Raw genomic sequence first — 26,097 nt, 5'->3', positions numbered from 1 at the left:
CACCATTGGATAGACATGTCTCATACACCCCGTACTTTCACCCGCGTTGCGCTGACAACGATGCTCGCCGCTGGCCTTGGTTTCAGCACTGCACTGCCAGCTGCCGCCAGCCCCACTCCCTCCGACGAGCAGGCACCCATCACGTGGTCCATGAGCCCGCTGCCGGAGGAAAACCAAAGCAATACACAATGGGTTGAGTTAGATATGAAACCCGGGGAAAGTGTGCAGCGTGAGTTGGTGGTGAAGAATCACAGCGCACAGGAAGCAACCTTTGGATTGCAGGCCGCCGATGGCTACTTCACCGACACCGGTCGCTTCAACATGCTCGCCTCAGATGAACCTTCCGAGGCCGCAGGTACCTGGATCAGCATCCAGGAGGAGATCACGGTAGCACCCAAAGCGAGTGAAAACGTCAGGTTTACCGTGACCGTTCCGGAAAATGCCACCCCAGGTGATCACGCCGCCGGAGTAGCCTCATCAACCACGAGTATCGGTCAATCAGCCGACGGCGCCAGTCTCGGGGTTGAATCCCGCATCGGTTTTCGTGTGATCACCCGAGTTGAGGGTGAGCTGAATCCCTCGCTGGCGGTGCAAGAACTTCACACCGGTTACAAACAGTCGTGGAATCCTTTTGCGCCCGGGTCAATCACCGCAGATTTTCGGCTTCATAACGACGGGAATCTTCAGTTACAGCCCCAAAGCGCCCTCTTTAGTTTCCAAAATGCCGAGGGACAAAGCTTAGAGTCCGGCTCGCTGTTACCCGGTGACGGGGCGAAGGTAACGATGAAGCTGGATCAGAGCTGGCCCACCTTTCTCACCCCGGTAACGTTGGAGGTCACCGGGACGGATAACGGTGGCGCCGAACAGGTACTGCGCACCGAAAAAGTATGGGTCTGGACTCTTCCATTACCTCAGCTATTTGTCCTGCTCGGCGCGACGCTTTGCTTCTTGGGCTTACGCCGACGTAAAACCAAGCAGACCGAACGCATGGACGAATTACTGGATCAGGCCCGACGCGACGGAGCCGAGCAGGCTCGGCAGGAAAGCAACGCATGAGCTACCAAAAATCACAGGGTGAAGCCATCGAGGTACAGGTGGAAATCACGCAGCTGCCTACAAGCGGTCTTCCGACTCCCGCGCCGGAACAGCTTCCCCTCGACCTGGCCGATACCGGAGCCGACCCCTGGATACTCTTGATCGCGGTGGCGGTGTTCGCACTCGGTGCGTTCGCGACAAGGTTTTCTCGCCGTAAACGAATGACCGGTTCCTAACGTTCAGGAATCATCGCCCAGGGGCTAGGACTTCGTCACGAACCGAATGCTCATTACTGGGTCGCTACGAGCTCAACTTCAAACCCTGCAGCATCTTCTAGATAGGCTGCATAGTGCTCTGGCCCGCCGGCATAGGGGTGCTTTTCCGGGAACATCAACGTGAATCCGTGTTCGAGCGCCTCGCGAACGATCATTTCCGCCTCGCCGCGAGTTGCAACAGAAAATGCCAGATGGTTCAGTCCCGGTGCCAGGCGATCATGGGCCTGCTTACGTACATCCGGACCAGATTCCAAGACAATGTAGAACTTATCCTGCGCATAGCTGGCACCATCGGCCCACTGCGATTCAAGCCGGTAGCCAAGGCGAGTTAGTAGCCAGCCCAAAGAGGCGGTGCTGGCTACTAAATCTTCAACCCAGATTTCTAGATGATGCAGCATAAGATGCGCTGACTACGGGGTCAGGACAAAGTCCCAAGGATCCGAATTTATTTGAGAAACTTCGATTTCTACTTCATGACCCGTATCTTTCAAAACATTTCCCAGGGCACGGGCGCCGGCCGAAAGCCAGACCCATTCCGAAGCGAAATGTGAAACGTCGATAAGGTACGGGAAACCACCATCGGCAGCTTCACGAGCTTCACTTGCTGGGTGATGGCGTAGATCAGCGGTGACATAAACGTCGGCCTGGTGTGAACGCACTGCATCAAACAGGGAATCGCCGGCTCCCCCGCAGAGCGCAATTTTGCGGACGATCCCGGTACGGTCACCAGCAACACGTACGCCACCGGCAACTGCTGGCAATACGGTGTAGACACGTTCAGCGAAATCTTCGAGTTTCATCGGCTTCTCCAAGAACCCGACACGGCCCAAGCCTTCTTCCGGAAGTCCGTCCTTAGATTCGACCAGCGGCACGCAGCCCTTGAGTCCGAAAGCATCGGCCAGCGCGTCGTTGACTCCCCCGATAGCACTGTCGGCATTGGTATGTGCGGTCAGTAAAGCAGTACCTGATTCGATCAAGCGGTGAATCGCTTCGCCCTTGAAGCTGGTACCAGCTACCTGGGTAACCCCGCGCAAAAGCAACGGGTGGTGAGTAATCAGCAGATCAGCCCCACGCTTGATCGCATCTTCAATCACCTCTAGCGTCGGATCTACAGCCATGACGATCTTTGAAATCTTCTGGCTGGTTCGACCAGTTACTAGGCCTACGGCGTCCCAGCCTTCAGCCAATGACTTCGGCCAAAGTTCTTCGACAGCTTCAAGCACATTACCCAAAGTAGTCTCGACAGCAGGGGTTTCTCCTACCGGCTGTTCGACCTTTTCATCGGCAACGGGCTTGAGCTTTGCGGCCTCTGCGGAATCATTGTTCTTCCCCAGGTCTTGCGAGTTATTTGCCTTGCTCTGCATACCTCCAGCCTACGCGTTGTAGAAGAGGATGGAACAGAATGCAACGCCGCAACGTTGTGAACAATGTGAGTATTCTCAGCCTTCAATCGCCTCATCAATTCAGCCCGTCCCTCGAAGTACAGGGCACCAAACTAACCACCTTTGTCTTAGCCGGAGGATGCTTCTGGTGTCTCGACGCGGTGTATCAACGCACCCGCGGGGTGTACGCCGTAATCTCCGGTTATATCGGCGGGCACACTGCTGATCCGCAGTACCGAGAGGTCTGCAGTGGTATGACAGGTCATGCAGAAGCCGTTGCCGTTATTTTCGATGCAGCGGTGGTCCCCGAAGAGATCATTCTGGACATGTTCTTCACGGTCCACGACCCAACCACGTTGAACCGTCAAGGTTATGACGTGGGAACCCAGTACCGTTCGGCGATGTTCCCGCTGGATGATCAGCAGCGTGAGCTCTTCGAGCAATCGATACAAAAGTTTGCAGGCATATACCCGAACCCGATCGTGACCACCATGGAGGAGTCGAAAGATTTCTACCCGGCGGAACAAATCCATCAGGATTACTACTCTGCGAACCAAGAAGTCGGGTATTGCCGAGTAATTATCGATCCGAAGCTTGTAAAAGTCAGGAAATATTACGCTCAATGGCTAAACGAAGCATAGGTAGGCTTTTTGCCTATTAGGGTTAGAAGTGAACCTCATCGGTGCCCAGCGTTTTAGCTTGGTACTGACATATTTTCGTCGCAAATAAATGCGGCTGCATAAAGTCACGTAAGGATTGCATACAACATGGGCAAGATCTACAACAACGTCACCGAGATCGTTGGCAACACCCCACTGGTGAAGCTTAATCGTGTCGGTGAAGGCCTGCCAGGCAACATCGCTGTGAAGCTGGAATTCTACAACCCAGCTAACTCGGTCAAGGACCGTATCGGCGTAGCCATCGTTGATGCAGCAGAGAAGTCCGGCGCACTGAAGCCAGGCGGCACCATCGTTGAAGGTACCTCCGGCAACACCGGTATCGCCCTGGCCATGGTTGGCGCAGCCCGCGGCTACAAGGTCATCTTGACCATGCCTGAGACCATGTCCACCGAGCGCCGCGTCATGCTGCGCGCTTTCGGTGCTGAAATCGTACTGACCCCGGGTGCCGATGGCATGCGCGGTGCAGTGGAGAAGGCCAAGGAAATCGTAGCGACTTCCGAGAACGCCATCTGGGCACAGCAGTTCGCCAACACCGCCAACCCACAGGTACACGCAGACACCACCGGTCCAGAGATCTGGGCTGATACCGAGGGCAAGGTCGACGTTCTGGTTGCCGGCATCGGTACCGGCGGCACCATCACCGGTGCAGGTCGCTACCTGAAGGAAAAGAACCCTGACCTGAAGATCGTGGCCGTTGAGCCAAAGGATTCGCCAATCCTCAATGGCGGCAAGCCAGGCCCGCACAAGATCCAGGGCCTGGGCGCGAACTTCATCCCAGAGGTTCTCGACACCGAGCTGTACGACGAAGTTCTGGATGCCAGCATCGAGGATTCGGTTTCCACCGCTCGCGCACTGGGTGTCAAGGAAGGCATCCTGGGCGGCATCTCCGCTGGCGCCGCTGTATGGGGTGCGGTACAGATCGCAGCCCGCGAAGAGAACGCCGGCAAGCAGATCGTTGCAATCATCCCTGACTTCGGTGAGCGCTACATCTCCACCCTGCTGTTCGATGACATCCGCGGCTAATTGAATCTGCGCAAACAGAATAAATCGGCGCGAGCCACCGTTGGGTCTATAGGCAGATCCTTGAATGGTGCAGCTCGCGCCGATTTGCTGTGTGACATCTTCGGGTTCTCCCGGAGCGAACCGAAACCACTAAGGTAGTATTCATGAGTTTTTTCTCCCGCCTGTGTGAGGACTTGGCCAACGCACGCCAACATGATCCAGCAGCGCGAAGCGATCCCGAAAACTTCTTCGTGTATTCCGGACTGCACGCGATCTGGATGCACCGCCTGGCCCACAAGATGTGGCAGAACCCCTCATTGAAGTGGCCAGCCCGCTTGCTGTCCCAGGCAAACCGAGCACTAACCGGCATTGAAATCCATCCAGGTGCCACCATCGGCCGCCGATTCTTCATCGACCACGGCATGGGCATCGTCATTGGCGAGACCGCCGAAATCGGCGATGACGTCATGCTGTACCACGGGGTGACCCTCGGTGGGCGTTCGCTGGCCAAGGTCAAGCGCCATCCGACCATCGGAGACCGCGTGGTCATCGGTGCCGGGGCAAAGGTCTTGGGCCCAATTACCATTGGTGCCGATTCAGCCATCGGAGCCAACGCTGTGGTGGTCAAGGATGCACCTGAAGGATCCATCGTCACCGGCATCCCGGCACAGAACCGCCAACGCCGTCCTGATGAACGCAAGCCAGCGGTGGACCCGGCAGAGTACATCGATCCGGCCATGTGGATCTAGTGCTTTCCAGGCCATAGGCCAATAGGCAAAACCCGCCCTTCGCGCAAACCGATCAAGGTTTGAGCGAAGGGCGGGTTTTGCCTTGCCCTGAAGTATTCAGGCAAAGAAAAGCACCGATGCCCGGTGCCGGCCTGATCAAGAGGCGGTACCGGGCATCGATGCTGATGCGAGTGCAGGGAACTTCTTAGGCCAGCTTGTGGTCCGCAGCTTCGGTGCCATCGGCCAGCTCTACGACCTCGTCCTCAGGATCCTGGGGCTGGGCGCCAAGCTTGCCCTTGGTCAGCTTGTGCATGATCATGGCCAGCGCGCCGTCGCCGGTCACGTTGGTCGCGGTGCCGAAGCTGTCCAGTGCGATGTAGGCAGCGAACATCAGGCCGACCTCGACCTCGCCGAAGCCCAGCATCTGGGTCAGCAGGCCAGCGGCGGCAGCGATTGCGCCACCTGGTACGCCAGGAGCCGCGATCATCATGACGCCGAGCATCAAGATGAACGGCAAGTACGTAGTGAAGGAAACATCGCCGCCGGTCAGCAGCAGCACTGCGATCGAGAAGCAGGTGATCTTGGTCATCGAACCGGACAGGTGGATGGTGGCGCACAGTGGCACCACGAAGCCTGCGACGGTATCGGAGACGCCATTCTTCTTAGCCGATTCCAGCGTCACTGGAATGGTGGCTGCCGAAGACGAAGTACCCAATGCGGTGAAGTAGGCATTGCGCATGCCCCACAGCGCGGACAGCGGGTTGCGCTTGTTCATGGCGCCGGCAATCGTGTACTGCACCAGCAGCACTACGAGGGTCAGCACGAAGGAGACCACGGCGACGAACAAGAACTTCTGCACGACGACCACAGCATCACCGGCAGCGGATAGATCCAGGAAGATGCCGAAGATGAACAGCGGCAGAGCCGGGACGATGATCTTGCGGATCACCATTTCCACGATGCTGCGGAATTCGACGGTGCCGCGGAAGAGCACGGTGGAGCGGAAGGCGGTCAGGCCCAGGCCCAGCATGAAGGCGAGCACCAGCGCGGTCATGACACCCATCAGCGGGGTCAGCACGATTTCGGTGGCGCCATCGCCAGCTTCGCCGACCAGCGAGATATACGGTGCGAAGCCGGAGCCTTCGCCTCCGCCGACTTCTTCCACGCCGCCACCGGACAGCGACTTGGTGAAGAGCCAGCGGCTGACGAAGTAAGCCAGCAAGCCAGCGCAAAGAGTCGAGGTGTACGCGATCAGCGCAGTGATACCCAGCCACTTGCCGGCGCCTTTGCCGAGCTCAGCGATCGCTGGGGCAACCAGACCGAAGATGATCAGCGGCACGATGAAGCCGAGGAATCCGGAGAAGATCGAGTTGTAGGTCAGGAAGAGACTTCCAAGCCATACGGGCATGACGGGACCCAGAAGGATACCGAGCACGATGGCAACGAGCACCCAGCCGAGCAGTGGGATTTTTTTAAGCAGCTTCATGGAGGTCCTTTAAACGGTTGGGGTTCGGAGCGCTCTGTTGGCGGCCACAGATGTGTCGTGGCACACGCCTCAATCATGGTAGACGTAAATTTCGGTACACCGAAATCCTGTGAATTATTTATGTGTTACGAGAAAACGCTCGTTTGCCGAATGTTTTAGAGCAAGAACCTGTAAGAACTTCCAACTCGTTCGAACCGTGGCGAATAAGTTGATCCCGGATTGAATTTTCGGCGATTTAACCACCGCAGGGCGGGTTTGCCCAATTAAGCAGTCCCGCCCAGGTGAAGAATTTTTGGCTTACTCGAAGTTCGCTTCGACGACCCCTTGTTCATGGCCTTGGCCCACGACCTGGTTCTGCACACGAAGATTGAGCACCGATCCATCTTCGGTATTTTCATAGCTCACGAATACCGATCCGGCTCCAGCATCGCTGCTGGTTTGTGACCAGTGGGCTCCGCCCTCCTTCGAATGCCCTGTCAGGGAGGTAATTACCTGCGCTGTGGCCAGCTGCTGCATCTGCGCTTCATTTCCGTTGCCCCAGGCAACCACCAAGGCATCAGCGTATTCAATGGCGTTTGAAGGCAGCTTGCCCAGCTCTTGGCCCCCGATGGTTTCGGTTTGCTCAGACTCTCCTGCCGCGCTGGAGCTTGCAGCAGCCGTAGGCGAAGTACTTGCTTCTGGAGCCGAGGCCTGTGGTGAGGAGCTTTCCAGCGAAGCGGACTGTGTCGGGCTTGAAGGTTCTTCGCTGGCACTGCCAGCGGTGGTGCTGCCGCAACCGGCGAGCGCCAGGCACCCGAACAGGACCGTCAGCGGGCCGAGCTTCACTAGTTTCCGAGGTCTGTTTGACATGGCTTTCTCCGCTCTCGCATGGGAATCGTGGATTCTTTCGTAGTTTGATCCTCCACCGTGTCCGGCCATAATTGCAAGCTTGCCCAAGTGCGCACGTGTCTGGCGACTATTTTCTGCGTAGGCTTGGTTTATGAGCCAGCACCCAGCCGACAGCCATGAGAAGATTCGAGTCCGCCAAGCCCGTGAAAATAACTTGCGGGGTGTTGACGTCGATATCCCCAAGCGGCGCATTACCGCATTCACCGGCGTCTCCGGTTCGGGGAAGTCCTCACTGGTGTTCGGCACAATCGCCGCTGAGTCCCAACGGCTAATCAATGAAACCTATACGACGTTCATCCAGAGTTTCATGCCATCGATGCCCCGGCCTGATGTCGAGGTGCTGGAAAATCTTTCTGCGGCCATCGTGGTTGATCAGGAACGCATGGGCGCGAATTCGCGTTCCACCGTTGGCACGGCAACCGATGCCTATTCGCTCTTGCGCGTGCTGTACTCACGGTATTCCACCCCCAGTGCTGGCGGAGCCGGTGCGTACTCGTTCAATCTCGGGGAAGGTGCATGTCCGGTGTGCGAAGGGTTTGGCACCGAAGCAAGCATTGACCTTGATGAGCTGCTGGATTGGGACAAGACCCTGAATGAGGGGGCCATCACGGCACCTAACTTCGCTCCTGGCGCGTGGTTGTGGCAGACACTGACTGCAGGCACCGAGCCTGATCTGGATTTGAAGCTGCGCGATATGCCCAAGCCGATGCTTGACCGCCTGCTCTATGAAGAAGCAGGCAAGGTAAAGCTCAATGGGGCCAACATGAGCTATTCGGGACTGATCACGCGCATCAAGTCCAACTACATCCATTCCGGGCGCGAGATCAAGCAAGCTCACATCCGCGAATGGATCGAGCGGATCTCCACGACTGCCCCGTGCTCTGCTTGCGACGGCTCCCGCCTGGGCGAAAAAGCGCGTGCATCGAAAATCAATGACCGGGGCATCGCGGACATGACTGCACTGCAGGTCACCGAATTGCTCGACGAGCTGGAAAAGGTCCAGCACGAGGATGCCGCACCACTGATTGCGAATTTGAAGGCAGTGCTCAAGTCCATGGTGGATTTGGGCTTGGGCTATCTCTCCCTTGACCGCCCGGCAGGAACGCTGTCTGGCGGCGAAGCGCAGCGCGTTAAGATGATCCGTCATCTGGGTTCGGCGCTATCCGACGTCACCTATGTCTTTGATGAACCCACCGTAGGGTTGCATCCCCACGACATCCAGCGGATGAACGGGTTGCTGGCCAACCTGCGCGACAAGGGCAATACCGTACTGGTGGTGGAGCATAAGCCCGAGGTCATCAAAATCGCGGACCACGTGGTCGACTTGGGCCCGGGAGCCGGTACGCACGGCGGCACCGTTTGCTACAGCGGCGACGTGGCCGGGCTGCTGGCCGGTGATACCTTGACCGGAAAGCACTTCAATACCCGTGCCACTTTGAAGCAGAACCCGCGCAAGGCCCAAGGAGCAATGGAAATCCGTGGCGCGTCCTTGCACAATCTGAAGAACGTATCAGTGGATATCCCCACCGGAGTCATGTGCGCGATCACCGGTGTGGCCGGTTCGGGCAAATCCACGCTGGTCCATTCCACGATCGCCAAACGCGAAGATGTCGCCGTGGTGGACCAGAGCGCCATCCGGGGATCGCGTCGTTCGAACCCCGCCACGTATACCGGGATCATGGATCCGATCCGTGCGGCCTTTGCCAAGGCCAACGGGGTCAAGCCAGCATTATTCAGTGCCAACTCGGCTGGGGCATGCCCGGGGTGCAACGGAGTTGGCTTCACCTATACCGATCTGGCTTCCATGGCCGGTGTTGCCCTGCCGTGCGAACAGTGCGGCGGAAAGCGCTACACCGCAGAGGTATTGGAATACACCTTCGATGGCTTGAACATTGCTGAAGTACTGGATTTGAGCATGGAAGAAGCACTGGCGCAGCTCAACGTGCCCAAAGCCAAGCCCGTCCTTGCGCGGCTCAATCAGGTAGGACTGGGCTACCTCAAACTAGGCCAGCGCTTGAATACGCTCTCTGGTGGTGAACGCCAACGCATCAAGCTGGCCATCAATCTAGGACAGGGTGCCGGCACCTACATCCTGGATGAGCCGACCACCGGCTTGCACATGGCCGATGTGCAGAACATGCTGCGCCTGCTCGATGAGATGGTTGATGAAGGCAACACCGTCATTGTCATCGAGCACCACCTTGCGGTCGTTGCCCACAGCGACTGGGTCATTGACCTTGGCCCGGGGGCTGGACACGAGGGCGGGAGCATAGTCTTTGAAGGAACCCCGAAGGATCTTGCTGCCTCCGGTACCCTGACCGGAGTCCACCTGGCCGAATACAGCAAAGGATAAGTGTGGCTCAACAACTCAGAACGCCAACGCCTGCCGACGCCCACGAATTGGCCAAGCTGCATGTGGCTTGCTGGAAAGAGACCTATTCGGATTTACTGCCCGAAGGCTTCTTCGACTCGGCGCACGATGAACAGCGGCTGCAGATGTGGAACAAGGTACTAGCTGACCCCAATCCACTGTTCAGGATTTCGTTGGCCGAAAATGCCGATGGCAAGCTTGTCGGCTTCGCTTTCTCTGCTGCTCCAACAGGAAATACCGAGGGGATTCCGTCTAGCGTTTCCCGCCAGCTCTACAACCTCTATGTACTGCAGGGCTTCCATGGCGATGGAACCGGACAGGCGCTGCTGGACGCAGTCTTAGGCGGCGAACCGGCAATGCTCTGGGTGGAGTCGCAGAATCCCCGAGCCATCAGGTTCTATCAGCGCAATGGATTCGCTCTTGATGGCGTTACCGAGGATGACCCGATGGCGCCGAAGATCACCGATGCCCGGATGGTCCGATAGCTAGTCTTGGGCCAGGATCCGCGAGATCTCCGGGTCTTGGGCTATGCCGAGCTTGGCCTCTAGTTTCTGTACCAGCTTTGCTTGGCGCAGCAACGTGTCGTATTCGCGATCGTGCTCGTGCTCCGCGCGGATTCCGGCGGCAGCGAGCTTTGCCGATTTGCCCAGTGCCAGTTCCTTGACCACTTCATGGATCAACGCGAGATCTTCGGGTTGCACCCGCCAGCTGTTCCTATGGGCACGTAACCAGGCTTCGCGCTGTTCTTCATCCAGTTGCTCAGGCGGCTCGCTCTGGCCCTGCAGGTAGTCAAGCATCGTGATGCCGACATTCTGTTCAGTTAGGTCCGGGGACAAGCACCGGTCCATGGCGTATTGGACTCGCACCCACCATTGCCCGGCGATATCCACTTTCGAGCGCAGCTTCAGGGTGCGCAGGGCAAGGATCACGCCAATCGCCGCGATGAGCACGGTAAAAATTGGGGACAGCGAACCCAGGATTGCCAGCCACCAGCCAAGTCCACCCGCAAATCCGTTCATGCTCCGATCCTAACCCCGCAAATGGGGTTCGGACCGGAGCAAATTCGGTTGGCGTATTAGATGCGCACCAGCATCTTGCCGGTGTTTGCACCGCGCATCATGTCCAGGAAGGCATCCACGGTGTTCTCAATGCCCTCAACGATGGTCTCGTCATAGGCAATCTTTCCTTCAGCGAACCACTGGCCCATGCGCTCGCCGAACTCCGGGGAAAGGAAAAGGTAATTCGACAGGGTGAAGCCCTGCATTTTCAGCCCACGGGTCACCATGTTGGTCATGTTGTTCGGGCCTGCAGGAACTTCACTGGTGTTGTAGCTGGAGATCGCGCCGCACAGCGCGGCCCGGCCACCGTCGTTGAATGAAGCAAGTGCCGCTTCCAGGTGGTCCCCGCCCACATTATCGAAGTACACGTCAATGCCCTCCGGTGCGGCGGCAGCCAGCTGGCCGCGGACATCGCCGTCCTTGTAGTTGAAGGCCGTGTCGTAGCCGTATTTGCTGGTCAGCAGTTCAACCTTTTCGGCGCTGCCTGCCGAACCGATCACGCGCTTGGCGCCCATCAGCTTGGCAATCTGCCCGGCCGCAGTACCCACGGCGCCGGCCGCGCCGGAAATGAAGACGGTGTCCCCCGCTTCCAAGTTGGCAATGTGGCTCAAGCCGACATAGGCGGTCAGGCCGGTCATGCCCAGGATATGCAGGCGCAGCGAGGACGGAACTCCTGGCAGGTCCGGAACTGCCTTGAAGCTGGCGGCTTCGGCCTGCACGAGGTCCGACCAGCCATGCTGGTGCGAAACCAAGGTTCCTTCTGGCAGTGCTTCATCTGCTGAAAGGACAACACGGCCAATCGCTCCGCCCAGGATCTGCTCGCCAATCTGGAATGACGGGATGTAGGAACGGGTATCGTTCATGCGTCCGCGCATGTAGGGGTCAACGGAAACGAATTCGTTGCGCACGCGCACTTCGCCGGCCTTGAGGTCTGCCAGTTCGCGCTTCACGGTGGTGAAGTTGTCCTGCGTCGGCCAGCCGGTTGGGCGCGAGGCGAGCAGGATCTGTGTGCTGATTGCGTCAGTCATGATTACCAGGTCTTTCAGTTCTCATTATTTTCGAAAATTCAGTTAGTCATCGTTAGCGGCCCATGGCCACGCCGAGTCCAAGCAGCACGACAGCCAGCAGCGGGAAGAGGCCTTGGCGTACAGCCAACGTGGCCTTGCGGGGGCTGCCGGCAGCAAGCACTACCGCTGCGGCTAGCATCGAGCCGGTTCCCGCGAAGATCAACGTTGCGCCGATGGCCAGATTCCCCAGGGCGACTAGCAGAACGCCGATCAGGGATGCCAGAGCCAGGAAGAGGTTGTAGAACCCCTGGTTGAATGCCATCTCACGGGTAGCTTCAGCTTCCTCTTCGGTGGCATTGAATACAGCTCGAGTCCGCTTGCTGGTCCACGTCAAGGATTCCATGGAGAAGATATAGACGTGCAGCAAGGCTGCAATGCTGGCGGCGATCAGTGCGGCAATAATCATGGCTTGTCCTAGGTGCGGGGCTGGGAACTATTCTGTAACGACCATTTCAATATATACTGAAATGGTTGTTACGAAAAGGGAAGGTGAGTGTGATGGCAAGAACATCAGCATTTGACAGGGCACAAGTCATCCAAAAGGCGCGCTCCATCTTCTGGTCCAAGGGCTATGAAACCAGCTCCATACCGGAACTTGAATCTGCCACCGGCCTGAGCCGTTCAAGCATCTACAACTCGTTTGGATCCAAGCGCGGACTCTTCGACGCAGTTGTAGACAGCTACTTGAACGAAATTGTGCGCCCGCGGCTGCAACCCCTGCTTGCAGGCAACGTCTCCCCGAGTGCCCTGGAAGAGTACCTGAGCTCCTTGGCGGAGGTTTTCGCCAAGCCAGAATCCCTGCCGGCAGCCCACGGATGCTTGCTCATCAACACCGCCAGCGCTCCGCTGGCAGCGGATCCGGAAGTCGCCTCCGTAATCAGCGACTACCGCGATGAACTGCATCAGGCACTGGACCGCGGACTGCACGCCGCACGCCCGGAGCTGGCCGGCGAACGCCGCGGCGTGCTCGCTGAAGCCATAACCGGCCTGGTAGTTGCCGCCTTCGCTTTGGTGCGGATCAGCCCACACGAAGCGGTGCGCCTGCTGCACTGCGCCGAAAACCTGCTCGGCGTTGAACCCGGGCACTAGGCACGCCGAGCCGCACAAGCGTACGATGGGCACCGCCGGTGGCGGGGCCGGCCGGAACAGCAGCCTGCGAGGTGGGGACATGGATCGGGGACGAACACGCATTGCCGAGGACTACCACCACGATCTGCAGATGCTGCGCAGCTTCCTCGTGGCGGCGAACGCCAGCGACTTGAAACGGCGCAGCCACGGCACCCGGTGGACCAATGAGCAGCTGCTGTTCCATATGGTTTTCGGGTACATGGTGGTGCGCGCACTGCTGCCCCTGGTGCATGTGCTGGTGCGCTGCCCGCCATCGGCACGGTCGGCCTTCTGCCGTCTGCTCAATGCGGGCACCGCACTGTCCCACCCAGTCAATTACCTCGGCTCCTGCGCCGCGGCTGCCGTGTACAACCACCGGCGCATGGCCTTCAAGCTTCAGCGCACTATCGCCGCATTGGAAGCCTGGCTGGCGGCCGAAACGACGGCATCGCTGCAACGCCGAACGGATTTCCCCGACCGCTGGGATCCGTTTTTCACCCCAGCGATGTCCGTGGAGCAGATCTACGCCTACCCCAGCCGGCACTTCGCTTTCCACGCCCGGCAGTTGGCCTTGCCTGCGCAATAGCACCGCGCGCCTCGGGAGGAAACGAGAAAAGCCCGCACATTCCAAACGGAATGCACGGACTCTTCTGCCGGGTTGCTTAGAACTGCAGCGCCCAGATGCTGCCTAGTGGGTGTCCTCGGCTGCGATTTCGGTACGGTCACCGCTCCACAGGGTGTGGAAGGTGCCTTCCTTATCGGTACGGCGGTAGGTGTGCGCACCGAAGTAGTCGCGCAGGCCCTGGGTCAGGGCTGCTGGCAGGCGATCGCGGCGCAGGCCGTCGTAGTAAGCCAGCGACGAGGAGAATACCGGTGCGGGGATGCCCAGCTGCACGGCAACGGAAACCACGCGGCGCCATGCTGGAACTGCGTCGTTGATGGCCTTGGCGAATGCCGGGGCGAACAGCAAGTTCGATGGCTTTTCATCTGCCGAGTATGCGGCGGTGATGTCCTTGAGCAGGGCGGCACGAATGATGCAGCCTTCACGCCACAAGCCGGCGATCTCATCAAGCTTGAGTTCCCAGTTGTATTCACCGGCAGCAGAAGTGAGCATGTCGATGCCCTGTGCGTAGGAAACCAGCTTCGAAGCGAACAGTGCCTGGCGCACGTCTTCAACGAAGTTCTCTGGCAAGGTGACCTCGGCGGTTTCGCCGGTGAGCACTTCCTGGCCTACGGCGCGGATATCGCGCTGGCTGGACAGCGAACGGGCGAAGACCGATTCGGCGATGGCCGAAACAGGCGAACCCATGTCCAGGCCGGACTGCACGGTCCAGCGGCCGGTGCCCTTCTGGCCGGCCGAGTCCTGGATGACATCTACCAGCGGCTTGCCGGTGGCAGCGTCGGTGTGGCCAAGTACTTCAGCAGTGATTTCAATCAGGAAGCTGGAAAGCTCGCCCTGGTTCCACTCGTTGAAGATCTGCGCCTGCTTTGCTGGCTCGATGCCTGCCGCGCTGCGCATCAGGTCGTAGGCTTCGCCGATAACCTGCATGTCGGCGTATTCGATGCCGTTGTGGACCATCTTCACGAAGTGACCGGCACCGTCGGTGGAGATCCAAGCGCAGCAAGGTGCGCCGTCATCAGCCTTGGCGGAGATCTTTTCCAGCATTGGGCCCAGCGACTTGTAGGATTCAGCCGAGCCGCCTGGCATGATCGATGGGCCAAGCAGCGCGCCCTCTTCACCGCCGGAAACGCCGATGCCTACGAAGTGCAGTCCCTTTTCTGCCAGGGCTGCTTCTCGGCGGCGGGTATCGGTGTAGTGCGAGTTGCCGCCGTCAATAACGACGTCGCCTTCTTCAAGCAGTGGCACCAGCTGATCGATGACAGAGTCCACTGGACCGCCAGCCTTGACCATGATCAGCACGCGGCGTGGAGTTTCAAGGTTTGCGACGAGCTCTTCCAGGCTTTCAGTGCGGATGAAATCGCCTTCATCGCCATGAGCTTCAAGCAGGGCATCGGTTTTTCCAACCGAGCGGTTGTGCAGGGCGACGGTGTATCCGTTGCGAGCGAAATTACGGGCGAGGTTTGCGCCCATGACGGCCAGACCTGTGACACCAATCTGTGCAGGCATAAAAATAAGTCTCCATCGATTACGGGGAGTTGAACCGCCAAGCAGAGACCGGATGAGTCACGATCCCTGATTCACGGCCACGTGACTTTTCCATCCTACAAGGGCGAGGCCGGTGTTTTACAGTGAATCGCATAATTTAAACCATATTTATTTCGCGGAATGACTCGCCATAACCTGCTCTGGCGCAAGTCATTGGCTAAACTGAGCCCATGGCAACTAGTCTGCACGCTCATGTGGTTGAGCACCTCGGCTCTCGCATCGTCAGCGGGAATATCCCCCGTGGCTCCATCATCCTCGCCGCTGAGCTCGAGCAGAAGCTCCAGGTCTCTCGTTCGGTAATTCGTGAAGCAATCCGTGTTTTGGCCCAATGCGGCCTAGTCACCAGCACCAAACGGGTTGGCATACGAGTACTTGGGGCCGAACTCTGGAATCCCTATGACGATCATGTGATCCGATGGCGGCTGGCCAGCGACCATAAAGGCGCACAGCTTCGCTCGCTGACTGAACTGCGCATCTCCGTGGAGCCGATGGCCGCCGAGCTGGCAGCCGAAGTCGCCCCCGAAGCGATGCGCAAAGAACTGATGATGCTCTCGGCGCAAATGAACCATTACGGACGCCAAGGCGATTTGCGACGCTTCCTGGAACTGGATATCCGCTTCCATGCCGTGGTGCTCGCAGCGTCGGGCAACGAAATGTTCGCCAACCTGGCCACCCCGATCGGCACGATCCTGCGTGGACGCACCGAACTGGGCCTGATGCCCGAACGCCCGCATGAGGAAGCCTTGCTCTGGCACCAGTCGGTGGCCGATGCGATCTCCAACTCGGATTCAGCCAGCGCGCGCAAGAATATGGAAAGCATCATGCGCCGCACGCACAACGAAATCTGCAGCCTCTGGGAAGGCGCTCCACGGCTCTTCGTGGACCCGGCCAAGAGCGCCCAGTAAACCGGCATTCCCTTTTTAAATGCGAATCCGCCGGGGCAGCGATGCAGATCGCTGCCCCGGCGGATTTTTTAGCCCATTTTTAACGGTTTATAGGCTTCAGTTACTGACGCACGAAGGTTCCGCAATAACTCAGGTGAAGAACTTGCCCCTTTTTCACCACGACCGTTGGGCGACCACCAAGCGGGTTTCCGGCAGCAATATAGTTTTCACCGTTGGTACCATCTTTAGTGATTCCCCAGAAGCAGTTCGTCTCCACTTCTTCCTTTGCGCGGTATGTGCCAGGCTCAATATCCGTTCCGACGGTATATACGCCATCACCAATTGACTTTGCCTTCTGCTCTTCTTCAACAAGACCGACGGTCTTTTCCCGTTCCAAGACTGCTGCAGACTCTGCTTCAACACTCTTCTCGCGCTTGTCCAGATCGGATGAACGACTATCCAACTCCCCCGACCGCACATCAAGCTCTTCGCCACGGGTCTTGACGTTGGCTTCACGCTCGTCGATATTGCCCTTCACTTCAACCAGTTCAGTTTCAGTCGCTTGCAGCAATTCCGACTGCTCAATATATTGCTTCGAGTCAGTCGGGTCTGCAACTGCCAGACCCAGTCCGGTTCCTCCTGCAAGTCCCACAACCAGCGCGATTACCGACCCGATCACCAAAGGCTTCTTGCCCTTGCGGGCGACGTTGTTCTCTGGAGCCATGATTCCCCCATATTCAGATTTCGCAGACCGGTCGCTACCGGTGTAAACCGAACGGACGATCCACGTCGAGATTTGATGACGACGACTTCTATTTTGCATCTGCGCACTATGCCTTCAATTCTGAAGGAAACGAGAATATGAGCATCAGTATTCTATTGAAGCGTCAAACTAATCTTATTCTAAGAAAACGCCTTCACCAATACGCAGAATTTCATCGGCAGTGCATGAAAACGACCCCTGGTTTGGAAAACTATTCATACCAGGGGTCGATAGCAAAGGTGCTAGGCCAGCGCGGTCGCCAGACCGTAGAGCACCATGACGCAGGCGAAGCCGACGACCGAAACCAGTGCCTGGCCCACGGTCCAGACCTTCAAGGTGGTTGGCACATCGATATCAAGGAAGCGGGAGATCAGCCAGAAGCCCGAGTCATTGACGTGGCCGGCGAAGACCGAGCCAGCAGCCAGTGCCAGCACCATGGTGGCGACCTGGAAGACGGTCAGCGAGGCATCTGCCAGCACCGCTGGCTGCACGATGGCCGCTGCGGTAGTCAGTGCAACGGTTGCCGAACCCTGCGCCAGGCGGACAATGGCCGCGATCAGGAAGCCCGCGACAATCAGCGGCATGCCCACTGATTCAAGCGAGGACGCGATGGCGTTGCCGATACCGCTGGCACGCAGCACTCCACCGAACATGCCGCCGGCGCCGGTGATCAAGATGATCGAGCAGACCGGACCCAGCGCGGAATCCACGATGGTTTCGGTCAGGGTCTTGTCCTTGCCCTTCCGGAAGCCCAGCAGGAACATGCCCAGCAGCACGGTGATCAGCAGTGCTACCGGGGTTTCACCCAGCAGGCGCAGCCAGCGAACCCACGAAACTTCCGGATCCACTACCCCGGCAGAACCAAGCATGTTCAGTCCGGTGTTCATGAAGATCAGCAGCAGCGGCAGCAGCAACAGGCTGAAGACGGTGCCCACCGATGGCGAGGACTTGAAGTCGTTCTTATTAGCTCCGTTGCCCAGCGCTGCGGCCAGGATGTTTGGTACCGGGATGTCGAACTTCTTGCCGACGAACTTGCCGAACAGGTGACCGGCGACGTACCAAGTCGGGACGGCTACGATCAAGCCGAGCACCAGCACCAGGCCGACGTTGGCTTCAAGCAAGCCTGAGGCTGCCACGGGGCCCGGATGCGGTGGTACGAAGACGTGCATGACCGAGAACGCGGTGGCTGACGGGATTGCGTACAGCAGCAGGGATCCACCCAGTCGGCGGGCGACGGTGAAGATGATCGGCAGCATGACAACCAGGCCGGCATCGAAGAAGATCGGGAAGCCAAAGAGCAGCGAGGCCACTGACAGTGCCAGCGGGGCGCGCTTCTCTCCGAACTTGGAGATCAGCCAGCTAGTCATCACATCGGCGCCACCACTGGTTTCCAGCATGCGTCCGAGCATCGCACCCAGGCCGACGAGCAGCGCCACGCTGGCCAAGGTCGAGCCGAAGCCACTGGTCAGCGTGGTGATCACGGATTCGGCAGGGATGCCGGAGGCCACAGCTGTCAGCAAGCTGGTGAGAACCAGTGCCAAGAATGCGTGGACGCGGAAGCGGATGATCAGCACCAGCAGCAAGGCTACTGCTGCTACCGCCAGCATCAGGAGGCCGGGCGTGCCCAGCGTCCAGTTCAGTTCAAGCTCTGTTGTCATTGTCTTCCTTGATCAATGGGTGGCTTATGCCAATGATGGTCTGCAGGTTGCAGAAAGCAATCTTGCTTTAGGACAGTTGGGAGATCAGCTGGCGCACAATGCGCTCTGGTGTATCGGTGATATCTGCGCTGAGCACCGGCTCATCCTGGTCCGGTGCCTCCAAGGTAGCCAGCTGGCTATCGAGCAGGCTGGTTGGCATGTATTCGTGGGAGCGGGCCGACATTCGGTCCCGAATCAAAGTTGGCACGCCGGCAAGGTGAACGAAGATGGTGGCTGGTTCCAAGGTGAGGATGAGATCACGGTAGCTGCGCTTGAGTGCCGAACAGGCGATGACCAGTGGAGCTTGGCGTTGATTGCTTTCAGCCAGCTTGGCACCGATGACCCTAAGCCATGGCTCGCGGTCTGCATCGTCAAGCGCATGCCCTGCAGCCATCTTGTCCTTATTGGCCTTCGGATGCAGGTTGTCACCGTCAATGAATTCGCGATCCAGCCGGTCAGCGAGCAGTTGCCCGATGGTGCTCTTGCCAGTGCCTGAAACACCCATTACAACAATGGGCGGGACCTGTTCACTCATGCTTTACTCCGTCGTACGTGAACCTAATATCTGACTTAAGAGTTACCTGAAGCCATAAAGTATGATTTATCCAGACTAGAAGCGGCGGGCATTGCTGTCAACAGGAAAATCCGCCAGCTCGGCCGCTTTCCCCAAAGCACCACGTCAAAGTGCGTAAATTGCTCCAAATTGGCACATCCTTCAACTGGGGATTGAAGCTAGCCTGTTAAAACCCTAGATTTCATCGGGTTACCCATAGAACCCCTGCTCAAAGACATGTATTGTCTCGTTTAAGTGGCTCAAACCCGACCACTAGGAAGTCTTACCATTGGAGCGAATCATGGGATTCATTGGATGGATAGTTTTGGGCTTGATTGCTGGAGCCATCGCAAAAGCAATTCTTCCCGGCAGGCAAGGCGGCGGATGGATCGCAACATTGGTCCTCGGCGTAGTCGGCGCACTCCTGGGCGGTTGGATCGGAAGTGCCATATTTGGCGAAGGCGTCGACGAGTTCTTCTCGATCTCAAGTTGGCTGCTTGCCATCGGCGGCGCGCTCATCGTCCTGATTATCTGGGGATTCATCACCAAGAGACGCGCATAGTACGGCCCGCTGACCAGTACTCCCCTGGATACTGGCAGCTAAACCACCGGCACAGCACTTATCGCTGTTGCCGGTGGGTTTTCTACTTAACGGGCAAGAGCTGGGCCCCTACAGCTTCTCGTCGTAATTCGAAAAGCAGGCGGCTGCCATCGGTCTTCGACCCCTGATCCAGCGCAGTATGGAACAGCTTGAAACTCACAACCGCAGGGCAGCTGCGCGCGAACATCTGGGCGACGACAGCCGGACGGGAGCGCTGGCCCGGAGCGTCGAAGACCTTTTCGGTAAATTCTTCGGGGACCCAACGAGCACCAAGATCATCTTCTCCATCCAGGGACGCCTCTTGCTGCTCTTCCCAGCGTTCGATGATCCGTTCTTCTGAGACTTCCTGCGGAGCATAGGCCTCAATCAACGAAATTTCATATCCCGCTTCTTCCAACTGCCCAGCCAGTTTCCGCGCCGACTCGGTCGAGGACAGGACTTTGTCGATCACCACATTCAGCCCTTTATCCAGGCAGGCGGCCCGCAGGCGGTCACCGAGCATCGAGGATTCCTCATGCACCAGGCTCGCCATGTCCATGGGGAAGAATTGTTCGCCTTGCTGCTCAAGCTCGCGGACCTCGTGCGGCTTGAAGACTTGCTCATAGCTGCCATCTTCTTGGGCTTCGCGCAGCAAGAGTTCCTTGAACTCGTCAACGTCGATCACGACGTATCGATCTTGCTGATCCCCTAGCACCTGCCGCAGCAGGCTGCTCTTCCCAGCTCCTGGGGCACCTGCGAGCACCACCGCTTGGTACTCCGCCTTGGCGCCGTGCGCTTCACGCAGCTGCTGGCTAATGAGTTTGCGGTGCAGTTGCTCGCGTTGCCCGATGGCCTCCCACTTTCCCGGGGCCAATTCGTGGAACCACTGCGGGTTGCGTACCGAGATATGTGGCGAGTCATTGGCCAGCGCTTGACCAGGCTCATTGAGGTCGGCAATGGTTTTCAGGTGTTCGGTGATCTCTTGCTCATCTGCCATATCCGCATTCTATCGGGGGAATCTTTGCGTGGGCTCATGCAGCACGCGGACAGCTGGATATCGTAGAATCCAATGATGGGCCCTGTGCCCTGCGCACGACATTTAAGGACCACATGGCTACGGAACCACTGAACCCCAATTCACAACGGCGAACCGCTCCCGCCTTTTCGCATATTGGCACCGAGCGCACCCGGTGGCGCGGATTGATCCATGCTTGGTCGACCCCTGGCGTGATCGTAATGAACCTCGTGCTGATCGTGCTGGCCAACGGACGGCTCGCCGAATGGACCACGGCGGTTTTCGCCCTGTGCTCCATCCTGCTCTTTGGCACCTCAGCTCTGTATCACCGCGGCAATTGGACCGACAAGGTGATGGGACTTTTCCGCCGGGCCGACCACGCGAATATCTTCTTGCTCATTGCCGGCACCTACACCCCGGTAGCTGCGCTGACCTTGCCGGGCAAGCAAGCCATCATCGTGCTCTCCGTCATTTGGGCCGGCGCGCTGGCAGGCATCGCCATCAAGTCTTTCTGGCCCGGCGCTCCACGTTGGGTCGGTGTCAGCTTGTACATCCTGCTCGGCTGGGGCGCGCTCATGCAGCTGCCAGCGTTCTGGGCAGCGAATCCTGCGGTGATGATCCTGATTCTTGCCGGCGGGCTGGCCTATACGGTAGGCGCGGTTTTCTACGCTGCCAAGCGTCCTAATCCCCTGCCGAAGATCTTCGGTTTCCACGAACTGTTCCACGCCTGCACCATCGTTGCGTTCTTGTGCCACTGGACAGCGGTGCTTCTGGTCGCCCTGTAGGCCGCTGGAATCGGGCAACAGAAGAGTGCCGCAAGCTTGGAAACCAAGCTTGCGGCACTCTTTGTCTAATTACTTAGGTTCTAGCGCTGTCCGTAGCGCTTTCGCACCACAACTAGGCCAATGAGCGAAATTGCCGAAATTGCCATGTAGTACAGGCTCGGTGCATCCAAAGATCCGGTGACATCCAGCAACCAGGTCAGCACCAGCGGCGCGATGCCACCGAGCAGGGTCACCCCGACGTTGTAGGCCACCGAGAGTCCCGAACCGCGGATGGCCGCCGGGAACAGGTTGGAGAGCAACGCCGGCAGCGGGCCGAAGTAGAAGGACATGATGATTCCGAGTACCGCAATGACAATCACCATCACGATGACGCTCGGCCTCGAGGTCATCAGCTTGAACAGCGGGTAGGCCAGCACGAATGCGGCGATGGCCGCATAGGTCATCACCTTGGCCGGGCCCACGCGGTCAGCCAAGTGCCCCACCAGCGGGACACCGCACAGGGTAATGATGCCCGCCGAGATCCCGCCAAGGAAGGCCGCATCCGCAGGGATCTTCAAGTTGGTCACTGCGAAGGTCGGCATGTACAGGATCATGTACACCGACATGGTCGCCACGCCAATGGTTGCCGCGGCCTCCAACAGGCGGCCGTAGTGCTGTGCGAACAGCGTGCCCAGCGGAGACTTCTCCTTGGGGGCCGAAATGAATTCCTCGGTCTCCTCCAGCTTGGCGCGGATATACAGCCCCACCGGCCCGATCAGCAGGCCAACGAAAAACGGCACGCGCCAGCCCCAGCTCTCCAGGGCTTCCTGGCTCAATCCCGTAGTCAGGAAGTAGCCGAAAGCCAAGGCCAGCAGCATCGATGCACCCTGGCTGGCCACCTGCCACGACGAGTAGAACGCCTTCTTATGCGGTGCAGTTTCAATCAGGAATGCAGTGGCCGTGCCGAACTCGCCACCGGCAGAGAATCCCTGGATCATGCGCGAAAGCAAGATGATTAGCGCACCTGCCACACCAGCCATTTCATAGGGTGGGGCTACGGCCATGATCAGCGTGCCCAGCATCATCAGGCCCAAGGTCAGGGTCAGTGCGTTCTTGCGTCCCTTGCGGTCCGCATAGCTGCCCAGCACCATGCCGCCCAGCGGGCGGATCAGGTAGGAAATCGCGAAAGTGGCAAAAGTCAGGATCAGCGCAAATGTTCCATCCGATTCCGGGTAGAACACCTTGGCGATGGTGGTGGCGAAGGTGGCGTAGACAATGATGTCGAACCATTCCAGCGCCGCGCCGATGGAACTGGAGATCACCGCCTTGCGTGCTTTGGAGATCTATTCAGGCGTTGCCTTGGCTTGAGTACTCATGAGCTCAGCTGCGCAATCAGCGAATCGATGAAGCTCTCGCACGCGACGATCTGCTCCAGCTCGATGAATTCATCCGGTGCGTGCGCCTGGGCGATATCGCCAGGACCGCATACCACGGTGGGAATGCCGGCCGCGGAGAAAAGGCCCGCTTCGGTGCCGTAGGTGACCTTTTCGTCTGTGGCAATTGCACCACAGGCCGCAGCCAGGGCAACGACTTCCTCGCCCGGTGCCGTGTCCAGCCCGGGAGCTCCAGCCTGCTGCTGGACGCTGACCGAGCAGGCAGGATTCTGCGCACGCATTTCAGCTTCCAGCTCGGCGGCCTTCTCGCGGAAGCGCGCGGTCAACGCATCACGGTCCACCACAGCCAGCGAACGGTATTCGAAGTACACTACTGCTTCGGAAGGAATCGTGTTCACCGCGATGCCGGCATCGAATTTATTAACATTCATGGTGGTGGTCGGCTCGATGAAGGCCTCATCGCGCGGGCCCGAGGTACGCAGCTCGGCGGAGACCTCTTCGACGAAGTTCGCAAAACGCAGTGCGTAGGAGATCGCGTTCACTCCTTCGGAAGGCAGCGAGGAGTGAGCGGCCACGCCGTTGAATTCGGCACGGAACACGTTCATGGACTTGTGTCCGCGGATCGCGCGCATGCTCGATGGTTCTCCGACGAACGCACCGCGCGGGGCCAAACCGTCATCGACGATTTTCTGCACCAGCGATACCGCACCGACGCAGCCGACTTCCTCGTCGTAGGACAGGGCCAGATGGATCGGTTCGGCCAGCTCGGCGCTGGTGAGCTGATCCAGCTTGGCCAGGATCACACCGAGGTAGCCCTTCATGTCGCAGGTGCCGCGGCCGTAGAGCTTGTCTCCTCGTACCTGGGCATCGAATGGGTCGCTGCTCCAGTTCTGCCCGTCAACCGGAACTACGTCGGTGTGCCCGGAAAGCACGATACCGCCTTGGACGGATCCATCGGCGGCCGGGATGGTGGCCAGCAGGTTCGCCTTGGTGCCCTCCTCGTTGTGGATCAGCTGCGAGCTGATGCCATATGCGTCCAGCTTCTTCACGACATTCTCGATCAGCGCAAGGTTGCTGTCGCGGCTAGTGGTGTCCACGGCGATGAGCTCGTGGATTTCTTTCATGCTTGCTTCGCTGGGCGCGGGCATTTCAGCTCCTGGATCTAGGCAATAATGCTATGGATTCATGCTTCCATATTGCCCCTGCACCGCCTAGAAGATGTCAAAGAATGGCCATTTGGCTAGTCGGGAATAACACCGGCACCACGCAGATAGTTCATGATCGCGTTCTCGAAGGCATATTGCAGGTCCACGGGCCTTGCCGCTTGGCCCAGCGCGGCTGACAGGTGGGGGTAGCGGCCTGTTTCCAGCTGCGCGAACAGCGCCGCCGGGTCTTGGGGCTGTTGCTCGCTTTGCTCATTCAGCGCGAACGCTGCGGTGATGGCGTTGAGCATCGCCAGGCAATGCAGCTTGGCCCCTGCCTCCAGCCCGCTGCCTTCCAGGGCGGCTAATCCGCGTTCCAGGTAGGCCAAGGCGTTCGGGCCCATGGGCGGCTTGCCCATGGCCAGCGCCGGGACCCAGGGATGCCGGCGCATGATCTGCAGGCCCTGGGTGGCCAGGCCGAGAAGCTGCTGGGCAGCGGATCCGGCCAGCGATTCCAGTTCATATTCCGCGCTGATCTGCTCGACCATGAGGCCGGTGAGCTCCTCATGGGACTGAACGTAACGGTACAGGGAGGCGGCTCCGGCTCCGATCTTTGCAGCAACGGCTCTGATGGACACCGCTCCGATGCCTTCGGCATCGGCTAGCGCGATCGCCGCCAGGGCGATCTTGGCCCGGGAGTGCCGGGGCCTGGGCCCGGTGCGAGGCTGGTTGCCGGCCATCACTTGTCCTTTCCTGCAGGGCGCGTCACGCGCCGCTCTCTGGCTGTATAGTTAACCGCGAACACTGTTCGCAATTAACTCTACAGGAGGACCCATGCGCTTGCTGATGATCGCGCCAGGAACCCACGGCGATGTCGCGCCGATGGCCGGCCTCGGCCAGAATCTGGCGGCTCATGGTTTCGACGTGGCTATCGCGGCGAACCCTGCATACCAGGACGTTGTGGTTTCGGCAGGCTGCCGCTTCCGGGAGCTGCCCGGGGACATGCGCGCCCTAGTCAACCCGGCAGCGCCGGGTGCCAAAGCCAGCCCCAAGGACCTGCGCCGGTACCTCCGGGAGCTGCAGGACTATTTCGAACTGGCCGCCTCCGGAACGATGGCCGCGGCCGAGCACGGCGCCGATATCATCATGGCCAATGCGGTAGCGCCCTACGCCTACGATGTGGCCGAAGCCATGGGCATCCCTGCCATAGGCGGGCACCTGCAGCCCAACGAACCCAGCGCAGCGTACTCCCCCATGGCTTTGGGCGCATCGCGCAGCTTCGGGCCGCTGGGCAACAAGGTGCTGGGCCAGCTCTTCGCCGCCTCCAAGGCGCCCTATGATCCGCCAGCAAAGCGGGTGCGCCAATCCCTGGGACTGCCCGCGCGCAGCCGGGCGTCCTCCGAACGCCTGCGCCGCCAGCACCGGAACCCGATTCTCCACGGCTTCAGTTCAGCGATCGTTCCCCGCAGCGCGGATTGGCACGAAGGGATCGTCAATTGCGGGTACTGGTGGCCGGCGGCTGATCCCGGGTGGACCCCTTCGCAGCGGCTGCTGGATTTCCTCGACGACGGGCAGCCTCCGGTCTTCATTGGGTTCGGCAGCACGCAGGCGCTGGAACCGGAGTTCATCGTGGATGTTGCCCGGCGCACCGGAAGGCGCACCATCGTGCAAGGGGAAGCGGAAATCGACGAACCCGGAATCTTGGGCATCGGCGCGGTACCGCACCACTGGCTGTTTCCGCAGATGGCGGCCGTCGTGCACCACGCCGGGGCTGGCACCACGGCCGCTGGCCTGCGGGCAGGCGTCCCAGCAGTTCCGGTTCCGGTCTTCACCGATCAGCCGTTCTGGGCCCAGCGCATCCACCGGCTCGGCTCGGCTGCCGAGCCCATTGCCTACAAGCACTTGACTGCGCAGCGGCTCGCGTCCTCGATTACCGGGGTCCTGGCCAATGCGGACCTGGCCGATGGCGCCCGGCGAATTGCCCGGCAGCTGGCAGCCGAATCGGACAGCTCGATTCCGGTGATCAGGATCCTCGAACAGCTGCGCGCCAGGCGCTGAG

At 59.1% G+C, this 26,097-nt stretch carries 28 protein-coding genes; 13 read left to right on the top strand and 15 right to left on the bottom strand.

Translation table 11 applies throughout. The features are described from left to right. Window positions 1–15 precede the first annotated feature (15 nt). Window positions 16–1,056 carry a WxL protein peptidoglycan domain-containing protein gene (locus AARI_RS18595; protein WP_013348922.1) on the top strand — a complete coding sequence of 347 codons (1,041 nt, stop codon included), beginning with the start codon at window positions 16–18 and terminating at the stop codon, window positions 1,054–1,056. After that, on the top strand, window positions 1,053–1,271 hold the full coding sequence (locus AARI_RS08625; RefSeq protein WP_013348921.1) for a hypothetical protein: 219 nt from the start codon (window positions 1,053–1,055) through the stop codon (window positions 1,269–1,271). Before AARI_RS18595 ends, AARI_RS08625 begins: the two co-directional genes overlap by 4 nt. A gap of 53 nt (window positions 1,272–1,324) precedes the next feature. Here AARI_RS08625 and AARI_RS08620 read toward each other — a convergent pair whose 3' ends face one another. Further along, entirely contained in the window at window positions 1,325–1,708 is a 384-nt protein-coding gene (locus AARI_RS08620; RefSeq protein ID WP_013348920.1) for a VOC family protein, read from the bottom strand. 12 nt (window positions 1,709–1,720) lie between these two features. Next, on the bottom strand, window positions 1,721–2,674 hold the full coding sequence (locus AARI_RS08615; RefSeq protein ID WP_013348919.1) for a Nif3-like dinuclear metal center hexameric protein: 954 nt from the start codon (window positions 2,672–2,674) through the stop codon (window positions 1,721–1,723). Between the two features lie 38 nt (window positions 2,675–2,712). Here AARI_RS08615 and msrA point away from each other — a divergent pair, with 38 nt between their 5' ends. The 3 genes from msrA (at window position 2,713) to epsC (ending at window position 5,123) form a co-directional block, all read left to right on the top strand. Then, the gene (msrA, locus tag AARI_RS08610) at window positions 2,713–3,333 is read left to right on the top strand and encodes a peptide-methionine (S)-S-oxide reductase MsrA (protein WP_013348918.1); all 621 of its coding nucleotides are present in this window, start codon (window positions 2,713–2,715) and stop codon (window positions 3,331–3,333) included. Window positions 3,334–3,459: 126 nt separating this feature from the next. After that, window positions 3,460–4,395 (top strand): cysteine synthase A, encoded by a 936-nt coding sequence (gene cysK, locus AARI_RS08605; protein WP_013348917.1) that lies wholly within the window; start codon window positions 3,460–3,462, stop codon window positions 4,393–4,395. 143 nt (window positions 4,396–4,538) lie between these two features. Then, complete coding sequence (gene epsC / locus AARI_RS08600) at window positions 4,539–5,123, top strand: serine O-acetyltransferase EpsC (protein ID WP_013348916.1); 585 nt, start codon at window positions 4,539–4,541, stop codon at window positions 5,121–5,123. A 184-nt stretch (window positions 5,124–5,307) separates the two neighbouring features. Here the strand turns inward: epsC and AARI_RS08595 are convergent, their stop codons facing one another. Together AARI_RS08595 and AARI_RS08590 are read right to left on the bottom strand one after the other, a co-directional pair. After that, complete coding sequence (locus AARI_RS08595; RefSeq protein WP_013348915.1) at window positions 5,308–6,588, bottom strand: dicarboxylate/amino acid:cation symporter; 1,281 nt, start codon at window positions 6,586–6,588, stop codon at window positions 5,308–5,310. Window positions 6,589–6,885: 297 nt separating this feature from the next. Beyond that, entirely contained in the window at window positions 6,886–7,437 is a 552-nt protein-coding gene (locus tag AARI_RS08590; protein ID WP_013348914.1) for a hypothetical protein, read from the bottom strand. 130 nt (window positions 7,438–7,567) lie between these two features. Between AARI_RS08590 and AARI_RS08585 the strand changes: the two genes are divergently transcribed. Next, window positions 7,568–9,829 carry an ATP-binding cassette domain-containing protein gene (locus tag AARI_RS08585; protein ID WP_013348913.1) on the top strand — a complete coding sequence of 754 codons (2,262 nt, stop codon included), beginning with the start codon at window positions 7,568–7,570 and terminating at the stop codon, window positions 9,827–9,829. Between the two features lie 2 nt (window positions 9,830–9,831). Continuing rightward, entirely contained in the window at window positions 9,832–10,332 is a 501-nt protein-coding gene (locus AARI_RS08580; protein ID WP_013348912.1) for a GNAT family N-acetyltransferase, read from the top strand. On the opposite strand, the gene AARI_RS08575 is transcribed toward AARI_RS08580, so the two are convergent. From AARI_RS08575 to AARI_RS08565, 3 genes are read right to left on the bottom strand one after another with little or no spacing between them, the layout of a single operon-like run. Next, the gene (locus AARI_RS08575) at window positions 10,333–10,866 is read right to left on the bottom strand and encodes a hypothetical protein (RefSeq protein WP_013348911.1); all 534 of its coding nucleotides are present in this window, start codon (window positions 10,864–10,866) and stop codon (window positions 10,333–10,335) included. Between the two features lie 56 nt (window positions 10,867–10,922). Next, a complete protein-coding gene (locus AARI_RS08570; protein WP_013348910.1) occupies window positions 10,923–11,933 on the bottom strand; it encodes an NADP-dependent oxidoreductase in 1,011 nt (336 codons plus the stop codon). Window positions 11,934–11,985: 52 nt separating this feature from the next. Further along, window positions 11,986–12,378 carry a DUF1304 family protein gene (locus AARI_RS08565; RefSeq protein ID WP_013348909.1) on the bottom strand — a complete coding sequence of 131 codons (393 nt, stop codon included), beginning with the start codon at window positions 12,376–12,378 and terminating at the stop codon, window positions 11,986–11,988. Between the two features lie 92 nt (window positions 12,379–12,470). On the opposite strand from AARI_RS08565, the gene AARI_RS08560 reads away from it, so the two are divergent. Continuing rightward, a complete protein-coding gene (locus AARI_RS08560) occupies window positions 12,471–13,061 on the top strand; it encodes a TetR/AcrR family transcriptional regulator (protein WP_013348908.1) in 591 nt (196 codons plus the stop codon). Window positions 13,062–13,140: 79 nt separating this feature from the next. Further along, window positions 13,141–13,665 carry a hypothetical protein gene (locus tag AARI_RS08555; RefSeq protein ID WP_013348907.1) on the top strand — a complete coding sequence of 175 codons (525 nt, stop codon included), beginning with the start codon at window positions 13,141–13,143 and terminating at the stop codon, window positions 13,663–13,665. Window positions 13,666–13,767: 102 nt separating this feature from the next. On the opposite strand, the gene gndA is transcribed toward AARI_RS08555, so the two are convergent. Further along, the gene (gene gndA / locus AARI_RS08550) at window positions 13,768–15,207 is read right to left on the bottom strand and encodes an NADP-dependent phosphogluconate dehydrogenase (RefSeq protein ID WP_013348906.1); all 1,440 of its coding nucleotides are present in this window, start codon (window positions 15,205–15,207) and stop codon (window positions 13,768–13,770) included. Between the two features lie 209 nt (window positions 15,208–15,416). On the opposite strand from gndA, the gene AARI_RS08545 reads away from it, so the two are divergent. After that, entirely contained in the window at window positions 15,417–16,151 is a 735-nt protein-coding gene (locus tag AARI_RS08545) for a FadR/GntR family transcriptional regulator (protein ID WP_013348905.1), read from the top strand. Window positions 16,152–16,251: 100 nt separating this feature from the next. Here the strand turns inward: AARI_RS08545 and AARI_RS08540 are convergent, their stop codons facing one another. The 3 genes from AARI_RS08540 to AARI_RS08530 all read right to left on the bottom strand — a co-directional run bounded on the left by AARI_RS08540 (window position 16,252) and on the right by AARI_RS08530 (window position 19,125). Beyond that, window positions 16,252–16,854, bottom strand: a complete 603-nt coding sequence (locus AARI_RS08540; RefSeq protein WP_013348904.1) for a hypothetical protein — start codon at window positions 16,852–16,854, stop codon at window positions 16,252–16,254. A 281-nt stretch (window positions 16,855–17,135) separates the two neighbouring features. Continuing rightward, window positions 17,136–18,551 carry a GntP family permease gene (locus AARI_RS08535; RefSeq protein ID WP_013348903.1) on the bottom strand — a complete coding sequence of 472 codons (1,416 nt, stop codon included), beginning with the start codon at window positions 18,549–18,551 and terminating at the stop codon, window positions 17,136–17,138. A 67-nt stretch (window positions 18,552–18,618) separates the two neighbouring features. After that, entirely contained in the window at window positions 18,619–19,125 is a 507-nt protein-coding gene (locus AARI_RS08530; RefSeq protein ID WP_013348902.1) for a gluconokinase, read from the bottom strand. A gap of 319 nt (window positions 19,126–19,444) precedes the next feature. Here AARI_RS08530 and AARI_RS08525 point away from each other — a divergent pair, with 319 nt between their 5' ends. Continuing rightward, window positions 19,445–19,705 carry a GlsB/YeaQ/YmgE family stress response membrane protein gene (locus AARI_RS08525; protein WP_013348901.1) on the top strand — a complete coding sequence of 87 codons (261 nt, stop codon included), beginning with the start codon at window positions 19,445–19,447 and terminating at the stop codon, window positions 19,703–19,705. A gap of 82 nt (window positions 19,706–19,787) precedes the next feature. Here the strand turns inward: AARI_RS08525 and AARI_RS08520 are convergent, their stop codons facing one another. Next, window positions 19,788–20,720, bottom strand: a complete 933-nt coding sequence (locus AARI_RS08520) for a zeta toxin family protein (protein WP_013348900.1) — start codon at window positions 20,718–20,720, stop codon at window positions 19,788–19,790. Between the two features lie 113 nt (window positions 20,721–20,833). Between AARI_RS08520 and trhA the strand changes: the two genes are divergently transcribed. Further along, a complete protein-coding gene (trhA, locus tag AARI_RS08515; protein WP_013348899.1) occupies window positions 20,834–21,523 on the top strand; it encodes a PAQR family membrane homeostasis protein TrhA in 690 nt (229 codons plus the stop codon). Between the two features lie 80 nt (window positions 21,524–21,603). Here the strand turns inward: trhA and AARI_RS08510 are convergent, their stop codons facing one another. The 3 genes from AARI_RS08510 to AARI_RS08500 all read right to left on the bottom strand — a co-directional run bounded on the left by AARI_RS08510 (window position 21,604) and on the right by AARI_RS08500 (window position 24,778). Beyond that, the gene (locus tag AARI_RS08510; RefSeq protein WP_013348898.1) at window positions 21,604–22,824 is read right to left on the bottom strand and encodes an MFS transporter; all 1,221 of its coding nucleotides are present in this window, start codon (window positions 22,822–22,824) and stop codon (window positions 21,604–21,606) included. Window positions 22,825–22,874: 50 nt separating this feature from the next. Next, the gene (argE, locus tag AARI_RS08505) at window positions 22,875–24,044 is read right to left on the bottom strand and encodes an acetylornithine deacetylase (protein WP_041648718.1); all 1,170 of its coding nucleotides are present in this window, start codon (window positions 24,042–24,044) and stop codon (window positions 22,875–22,877) included. A 92-nt stretch (window positions 24,045–24,136) separates the two neighbouring features. Next, window positions 24,137–24,778 (bottom strand): TetR/AcrR family transcriptional regulator C-terminal domain-containing protein, encoded by a 642-nt coding sequence (locus AARI_RS08500; protein WP_013348896.1) that lies wholly within the window; start codon window positions 24,776–24,778, stop codon window positions 24,137–24,139. A 94-nt stretch (window positions 24,779–24,872) separates the two neighbouring features. Here AARI_RS08500 and AARI_RS08495 point away from each other — a divergent pair, with 94 nt between their 5' ends. Then, on the top strand, window positions 24,873–26,096 hold the full coding sequence (locus AARI_RS08495) for a glycosyltransferase (RefSeq protein ID WP_013348895.1): 1,224 nt from the start codon (window positions 24,873–24,875) through the stop codon (window positions 26,094–26,096). The last annotated feature ends 1 nt before the right edge of the window (window position 26,097 follow it).

Source organism: Glutamicibacter arilaitensis Re117 (assembly GCF_000197735.1).
GTDB lineage: Bacteria > Actinomycetota > Actinomycetes > Actinomycetales > Micrococcaceae > Glutamicibacter > Glutamicibacter arilaitensis.
The sequence above is the reverse complement of the archived record's forward strand: the minus strand, read 5'-3'. Positions and strand labels throughout refer to the sequence as shown.